5 protein-coding genes are annotated in these 7,687 nt (G+C 64.5%); 4 read left to right on the plus strand and 1 reads right to left on the minus strand.

Going from position 1 to position 7,687, the window contains the following annotated elements; translation table 11 throughout:
- Window positions 1-10 precede the first annotated feature (10 nt).
- The 4 genes from ACQR1F_RS12840 to ACQR1F_RS12855 all read left to right on the plus strand — a co-directional run bounded on the left by ACQR1F_RS12840 (window position 11) and on the right by ACQR1F_RS12855 (window position 5,945).
- Window positions 11-679 carry a hypothetical protein gene (locus ACQR1F_RS12840; RefSeq protein ID WP_434883968.1) on the plus strand — a complete coding sequence of 223 codons (669 nt, stop codon included), beginning with the start codon at window positions 11-13 and terminating at the stop codon, window positions 677-679.
- A gap of 461 nt (window positions 680-1,140) precedes the next feature.
- Window positions 1,141-2,940: an FAD-dependent oxidoreductase gene (locus ACQR1F_RS12845; protein ID WP_434913145.1), complete on the plus strand. Its 1,800-nt coding sequence runs from the start codon at window positions 1,141-1,143 to the stop codon at window positions 2,938-2,940.
- Entirely contained in the window at window positions 2,910-4,760 is a 1,851-nt protein-coding gene (locus tag ACQR1F_RS12850) for a 2-oxoacid:acceptor oxidoreductase subunit alpha (RefSeq protein ID WP_316177754.1), read from the plus strand. Before ACQR1F_RS12845 ends, ACQR1F_RS12850 begins: the two co-directional genes overlap by 31 nt.
- Window positions 4,761-4,889: 129 nt before the next feature.
- Window positions 4,890-5,945, plus strand: a complete 1,056-nt coding sequence (locus ACQR1F_RS12855; protein WP_315805807.1) for a 2-oxoacid:ferredoxin oxidoreductase subunit beta — start codon at window positions 4,890-4,892, stop codon at window positions 5,943-5,945.
- Between the two features lie 207 nt (window positions 5,946-6,152).
- Here the strand turns inward: ACQR1F_RS12855 and ACQR1F_RS12860 are convergent, their stop codons facing one another.
- Complete coding sequence (locus tag ACQR1F_RS12860) at window positions 6,153-7,418, minus strand: TMEM143 family protein (protein ID WP_316178439.1); 1,266 nt, start codon at window positions 7,416-7,418, stop codon at window positions 6,153-6,155.
- Window positions 7,419-7,687 lie beyond the last annotated feature (269 nt).

Consider the following 7,687-nt stretch of genomic DNA (forward strand, 5'->3'; position numbering starts at 1 on the left):
GAGGCTCGAGATGCCCATCGCCGGGAAAGGCATGCTGTTGACGTCGATGAACATCGATGCCGCTCACGAGGCTGACTTCAACCACTGGTACGACAGCGAGCATCTCGAAGAGCGCGTCGCCATTCCCGGCTTCATCGAGGCGCGACGCTATGTCGCCGAGCAGGGCAGCCCGAAATATCTGTGCCTGTACTCCGCCGAGACGATCGGCGTGCTCGACAGTCCGGCCTATCGCGCCCGGCTGGAGTCGCCGACAGAATGGTCGAAGGCGGTGATGGCGCGGTTCAAGAACATGATCCGCAGCGTCGCACGCATCACGATCTCGAAAGGGGCCGGCCGCGGCGCCGTGCTCGGCATCATCCGGCTGCGCCCGAAGCCGGAGCAGGACAAGGCGTTGCGCGAGGCATTGCAGATCGAGCTTGACCCGTACGACCTCAAGGGCGTGATCTCGATGCACCTGCTCGAAGGCGATGCGGATCTGTCCGGCCCCGCCGCTGGCGTTCCAGCGAGCTCGCGCGACGCCGACTGGTTCATCCTGATCGACGGCACCGACAGCCACGCCATCGCGACCTTGATGACGACGCGTTTTGCGGCTGTCGACGGCCCGCTGGCGACGCAGATTTCCGCCGGGATCTATCGCCTGATGTGGGACCTCAGCCGCGCCGATATCGCAGCGCGTTAGTTGGCCAGTCTGATTCCTCGCCGTCATGGCCGGGGCTTGACCCGGCCATCCATCCTCTTCGGAGATCTTGGAAAGGTGGATGCCCGGGTCAAGCCCGGGCATGACGACCGAGTGCGGAGCAACTCGCGTGTCCGCTCATTCGTTCTGTAAAGGCCACCATCGTCACCAGTCCGTCATCGTTTGTCGCACCACCTCCCGCATCGCAGCACGCGGCGGCATCGCGCCTGCAATGCGGCAGCGCACACTGTGCATGAGGGGCAGCGTTGCAAATTTGCCTTTGTGTGCGCCTTGGAATGGCTCTAGTCTGATAAGACTATTCAATTGAGCCATTCAAAAAGCAGAAGGGCGACGAACAGGACCTGCTCCGGACCCACATCGATCCCCAGCCGATCCTGAACAAACAGTCGTCCTCACGTCAGGAAGGCCGCGCGCTCATGGTTCGCCGCGCGGACAGGGTATGAATGAGAGCGACTGATATCTCGGCCCCCGACTACTTTCACAAAGTGGTCGATTGCCAATGGGCTTGTCCCGCACACACTCCGGTCCCTGAATACATCCGCCTGATCGCTGAGGGTCGCTACAGCGACGCCTACATGATCAATTGGAAATCGAATGTATTCCCGGGCATTCTCGGACGCACTTGCGATCGCCCCTGCGAGCCCGCCTGCCGACGCGGGCGTGTCGAGGAAAGCCCGGTCGCGATCTGCCGCCTGAAGCGCGTTGCGGCCGATTTCAAGGACGACGTGCACCAGCGCATGCCGCGCCCTGCCCCGAAGAACGGCCGGCGCATCGCGCTGGTGGGCGGCGGCCCGGCCTCGCTGACCGTCGCACGCGACCTCGCGCCGCTCGGCTATCACTGCACCGTGTTCGATGCCGATCCCAAGCCCGGCGGCATGATGCGCTCGCAGATTCCAAAGTTCCGTCTGCCCGACAGCGTCATCGACGAGGAGACGGGCTACGTGCTCAGCCTCGGCGTCGACTACAAGGCCGGCCATCGCGTCGACAGCCTCAAGACGCTGCTGGCCGAGAACTACGATGCCATCTTCATCGGCTCCGGCGCGCCACGCGGCCGCGAGCTGAACATCCCCGGCCGCAAGGAAGCCGCCGCGAACATCCATCTCGGCATCGACTGGCTGTCCAGCGTGTCGTTCGGCCATACCGACAAGATCGGCAGGCGCGTGATCGTGCTCGGCGGCGGCAACACCGCGATGGACTGCTGCCGGACCGCGCGGCGGCTCGGCGGCGAGGACGTCAAGGTCATCGTGCGCTCCGGCTTCGAGGAGATGAAGGCCTCTCCCTGGGAGAAGGAGGACGCGCTGCACGAGGACATTCCGATCCTCAATTATCTCGTGCCGGTCGCGTTCACTCACGACAATGGCAGGCTGACCGGCGTCACCTTCCAGAAGGTGAAAGCCGAATATGACGACAACGGCCGGCGCTCGCTGGTGCCCTCCGGCGAGCCCGACGTCACCTATGAGTGCGACGACGTGCTGGTCGCAGTCGGCCAGGAGAATGCCTTCCCCTGGATCGAGGCCGATTGCGGCGTGGAGTTCGACAAATGGCACATGCCGAAGGTCGACCCGGCCACCTTCGTTTCAACGAACCCGAAAGTGTTCTTCGGCGGCGATGCCGCATTCGGCCCGAAGAACATCATCTGGGCTGTCGCGCAAGGCCACGAGGCGGCGCTGTCGATCCACCGCCTGCTCTCCGGCGAGGACATCACCGAGCGGCCGCTGCCCGAGGTGCACGTCTCCTCGCAGAAGATGGGCATCCACGAATGGAGCTATGACAACGACGTCTCGCCGGAGAAGCGCTTCAAGGTGCCGCACCGCGACAAGGTGGTCGCGCTGAAGGACATCCGCGCCGAGGTCGAGCTCGGCTACGACGTCAAGCTCGCTCTCGGCGAGGCGCATCGCTGCCTGAACTGCGACGTGCAGACGGTGTTCTCCGACACGCTGTGCATCGAATGCGACGCCTGCGCCGACATCTGCCCGATGGACTGCATCACCTTCACCGACAATGGCGAGGAGGCCGATCTGCGCGCGCGGCTGAAGGCGCCGTCTGTTCATCCCGACCAGAGCCTCTACGTGTCGTCGGATCTGAAGACCGGGCGCGTGATGGTGAAGGACGAGGACGTCTGCCTCCATTGCGGCCTGTGCGCCGAGCGCTGTCCCACCGGTGCGTGGGACATGCAGAAATATTTCATCGAGACGACCCACGCAGGTAACGCATGTCCCAGCAAGCGCCGCTCAGCAGCGTAAACGACTTCGTCGTCCGCTTCGCCAACGTCAACGGCTCCGGCTCGGCCAGCGCCAACGAATTGTTCGCGCGCGCCGTGCTTCGTCACGGCGTGCCGGTCAGCCCCCGCAACATCTTCCCGTCGAACATTCAGGGCCTGCCGACCTGGTACGAGGTGCGCGTCACCGAAGCGGGCCATCTCGGCGCGCGAGGCGGCGGCACCGACCTGATGGTCGCGATGAATCCGCAGACCTGGGACAAGGACGTCGCCGGCATCGTGCCCGGTGGCTACCTGTTCTACGATTCGACGAAGCCGATGCCGTCGACCAAGTTCCGCGACGACATCACCGTGATCGGCGTGCCACTGACGGCGATCACCAACTCGACCTACTCGGATCCGCGCCAGCGCCAGCTCTTCAAGAACATCATCTATCTCGGCGCGCTCTCCGCCCTCCTCGACATGGACCCGAAGCTGATCGAGCAACTGATCGGCGAGCAGTACAAGGGCAAGGAGAAGCTGCTCTCCTCCAACGTCCATGCGCTGCATCTCGGGCGCGATTGGGCGCTGCAGAATTTGAAATGCCCGATCGGCCTGCGCATCAGGAAGGCCGACAAGGTCGGCGACCGCATCTTCATCGAGGGCAACAACGCCGCCGCGCTCGGCGCCGTCTATGGCGGCGCGACTGTCTGCGCCTGGTACCCGATCACGCCGTCGTCGTCGCTGGCCGAAGCGTTCAGCAACCACTGCAAGAAGCTGCGGCACGATCCGGAAACCGGACAGGCCAAATACGCGATCGTGCAGGCCGAGGACGAGCTCGCCTCGATCGGCATCGTGGTGGGCGCCTCCTGGAACGGAGCCCGCGCCTTCACCACGACATCAGGCCCCGGCGTGTCGCTGATGACCGAGTTCATCGGCCTGTCCTACTTCGCCGAGATTCCGGCCGTGATCATGAACGTGCAGCGCGCCGGCCCTTCCACGGGCATGCCGACCCGCACCCAGCAATGCGACCTGATCGCCTGCGGATACGCCTCGCATGGTGATACCAAGCATGTGATGCTGTTCCCGGAGGATCCGGCGGAGGCGTTCGAATTCGCGGCGGCAGCGTTCGATCTGGCCGAGCGGCTGCAGACCACGATCTTCCTGATGCTCGACCTCGACATCGGCATGAACCAGCGGCTGTGCCGGCCGCTGAAGTGGGACGATGCCAAGCAGTATGACCGCGGCAAGGTGATGACGGCCGAGATGCTCGACGAAGGCCGCGACTTCGGCCGCTATCTCGACGTCGACGGCGACGGCATTCCGTTCCGCACCTACCCCGGCACGCATCCGACGAAGGGCTCCTACTTCACCCGCGGTACGTCACGTGATCGCTACGCGCGCTATTCCGAGGAAGGCGCCGTCTATGCCGACAACGTGCAGCGCCTGCTGCGCAAGTTCCAGACCGCGCAGGACATGGTGCCGCGGCCGCTGCAGGCCAACGCCGCCAAGCCGACCAAATACGGCGTGATCTATTTCGGCTCGACCGCGCCGGCGATGGACGAGGCGATCGAATTGCTGGAGGCCCGCGGCCACCAGCTCGACCGGCTGCGCATCCGCGCCTTCCCGTTCCATTCGAGCGTGGCGAGCTTCATCGCCGAGCACGACTTCGTCTACGTGGTCGAGCAGAACCGCGACGCCCAGCTGCGCCAGCTGATCGTCACCGAGAACGGCATCGATCCGGTCCGTCTCGTGCCGATCCTGCACTATGACGGCACCCCGATCACCGCGCGCTTCATCGCGGATGCGATCGGCACGCATCAGGACCAGATCAAGGTCACCCCGCTGCGCAAGGCCGTCTCATGACCCTGCCCCGCCTCTCTTCTTCGTCATGCCCGGGCTTGACCCGGGCATCCATCTCCTTCCTTTTCTCGGCCCGATGTGGATGGCCGGGTCAAGCCCGGCCATGACATATTCGAGATCCATGGTGCTCTCATGACCTACATCGCAAAGCCGAAATTCCAGCATCCCGGGATCAAGAAGAACGCGCTCGGCTACAGCCATCGCGACTACGAGGGCAAGATCTCGACCCTGTGCGCCGGCTGCGGCCACGATTCGATCACGGCCTCGATCATCGAAGCCTGCTTCGAGCTGTCGATCGAACCGCATCGCGTGGCAAAAATCTCCGGCATCGGCTGCTCGTCGAAGACGCCGGACTATTTCCTCGGCAATTCGCACGGCTTCAACACCGTGCATGGTCGCATGCCGTCGGTGCTGACCGGCGCCAACCTCGCCAACCGCGAGCTGATCTATCTCGGCGTCTCCGGCGACGGCGATTCCGCCTCGATCGGCTTCGGTCAGTTCGCCCATGCGATCCGGCGCGGCGTCAACATGACCTACATCGTCGAGAACAACGGCGTCTACGGCCTGACCAAGGGTCAGTTCTCGGCGACCGCCGACCGCGGCTCGAAGTCCAAGAAGGGCGTCACCAACACCGACAACCCGATCGACCTCGTCGGCATCGCGCTGCAGCTTGGGGCCACCTATGTCGCGCGCTCGTTCTCCGGCGACAAGAAGCAGCTGGTGCCGATCATCGCCGGCGCGATCCAGCACAAGGGCGCCGCCTTCATCGACGTGATCAGCCCGTGCATCGCCTTCAACAATCACGCAGGCTCGACCAAGAGCTTCGACTACGTCCGCGAGCACAATGACGCCGTGAACCGGCTCGACGTGCTGACCGGGCGCGACCCGATCGAGATCGACCAGGATCCGGGCACGGTGCAGATCGTCGAGCAGCACGACGGCTCGCGGCTGGCGCTACGCAAGATCGACGCCGACTACGACCCGCACGATCGGCTGGGCGCGATGACCTTCCTCCAGAAGCATGCGGCGCAGGGCCAGATCGTGACCGGGCTGCTCTATGTCGACCCTGAGGCCGACGATCTGCACAGCCATCTCAACACCGTGGAGCAGCCGCTGAACCGGCTGGAGGCCGCGGATCTCTGCCCGGGACAGGCGGCGCTCGACAAGATCAACGCGAGCCTGCGCTAGGCTGATCGCTACGTTGACAGCTTCCCCATAGCCGTCCTTCGAGACGCCCGCCTTCGGCGGGCTCCTCAGGACGAGGTCTGAATGTGTGGCGCCCCTCCTTCAAGGGCGCCTCGCCGTCCCCCCTCATGGTGAGAAGCGCCGCGCCACCGGTCGCGCCATCGTCAACAGCCGGCCTGACGGCGCGTCTCGAACCATGAGGCCCCGATCTCATGACCGCAGCGCATTCGCCCACACCCGTTCGAGCTGCACAATCGCATCGGGCAACGGCAGCGCCGACAGCGCATCATCACCGCCGCTGATAAGGCCGAACTCGCGCAACCTGATCAGCGCCTCATCGATATTGAACGCCCGACCCAGCCCGAACATCTGCTGCAGCAACTCCTCGACATGACTGCCCAATGCAGCCCGCGAGAGCGGCACCGACGCCAGCAGCAGGCCGCCATAGGCCAGCACGGCCTCCTTCCAGTCCTGGTCCTCGGCCTCGCCGATCAGGTAGTTGAAGATGCCGGAATTATTGTTGACGTTACGGAAGTAGATGTTGTCGGTGACCTGCTTCTGATGGATCAGCGACCGGCGATGGAAGTTGCCCCATTGCCTGAGAATGAAGGCGCCGAGCGCGAACAGGCCCGACAGCGCCGCCAGCGCCTGCTCGGTATCGTTGTCGTGCACGGTGCCGCTGAGGCCGAGATAGAAGCCGGCGACGATGAACAGCACGGTGAGCGTCGAGGCCAGCTTGAGCAGAATCGGCACGCCGCCGACCAGCGCCGGCACGCCCAGCGTCAGTTGCTCGCGCAGCCCCATGACGACACGGACGTTCGGCAGCAGCGCCTCGAGATCGAAGCGCGCGATGTGACGGAAATATTTGAACAGCACCGCCCCGCCGCGGATCTTGTTGCGGCCGCGCCAGGCGGCAGTCTTGCGCTTCGTCCGGGTCGGCTCGTCGGGCCTGGTCGCGACCATCAGGATGATGTCGTCATAGACCTCGATCTCATGCTTGCGCCGGCGCAGCCCATACAACATGGGGACCTCGATCGTCTCCTGATGCTGGCCGCGCCGGAACATGCGGACGGCGCGGTAGTCCGAGATCGACGCCTTCAGCTTGACCCTGACAAGCGCATGCTCGGCAAACGCGCGCTCGATCTCGGCATGGCTGATCTCGATGAAATTGGCCTCGCCGAGCACCTGCACGACTTCGTCGGCGAGGCTGCGATAGGCCGCGTCGAGCTCCTCGGGCGATCGATGGCGCCCGACCGGCACTTCGGGATCGAAGTCGAAATAGGCGTCGCGCAGGCGATCGAGCTCGTCGAAATACTCGTGATGCAGGATGGCACCGAGCATCTGGGCGAGCCGGCGCAGGTCGGCCGATTGCGTGTCGTCCAGTCCACCGTGCGAAATCACGGCGTCGAGGACCTCGGACTTGCGTATCGGAATGAACCGGTCCCGCCGGCTCGTCGTCTCCCCTGGTCCAACCACGCGTGTCACGCCCGACTTGCCACGTTCTCAACAGCCGATCCCGCTGCTGCTGCCGGGCGGCTCCCCCGTAACATAGCGAGCTCAGCCGACTTGCGCTACTCGCCGGGGACCGGATTGCGCGCGCTCCTCAGTGACGCAAGACGATGCCCGTCTGCATAACGCCAAGTCGACGGCGGTTGCTGTTCTCGCGCTCGTCATGCCCGGGCTTGACCCACGGCTGTCCGGTTCAGCTTCCGCATATTGCGAGGCTCAACTGTTGTGGGTTTTTG

The sequence above is a fragment of the Bradyrhizobium sp. HKCCYLS3013 genome, assembly GCF_051167615.1.
Classification (GTDB): domain Bacteria; phylum Pseudomonadota; class Alphaproteobacteria; order Rhizobiales; family Xanthobacteraceae; genus Bradyrhizobium.